This is a genomic window from Zoogloea sp. LCSB751, from assembly GCF_002028455.1.
Taxonomy (GTDB): domain Bacteria; phylum Pseudomonadota; class Gammaproteobacteria; order Burkholderiales; family Rhodocyclaceae; genus Zoogloea.
In genome coordinates this window covers 1-268 of the sequence record NZ_MWUM01000233.1, presented here as the reverse complement: position 1 = coordinate 268, position 268 = coordinate 1, and the positions used below count along the sequence as shown (strand labels likewise).

1 protein-coding gene is annotated in these 268 nt (G+C 53.4%); it reads right to left on the bottom strand.

The features are described 5' to 3' along the window. A partial coding sequence (locus B4920_RS30110; protein ID WP_216820064.1) for a hypothetical protein occupies positions 1-223 on the bottom strand: 223 nt, incomplete at its 3' end. Positions 224-268 lie beyond the last annotated feature (45 nt).

Sequence of the window (268 nt, the reverse complement as noted above, 5' to 3'; positions counted from 1 at the left end):
CAATAAAAAATCGTGTTAAAAAACGGGTTTTGGCCGGTGGGTCAAATCTTGCTGCCAGCAAGGCTGGCTCTGGGATGGCGAGGGATGAGCCCGCTCGGGATTGGCCCTGAAAATAACAGGGGAACCAGCCATTTTCCCCCACCCCTTGCCAGTGCTGGGCCGAGGGGAAATTCAGCCCTTCCGCATATGCATGATGAGTTTTAAATTTGGAATTTTTATTCATTCACACCTCGAGCGGTAACCCCTCCCGCCACCCTGTGCACCGGGA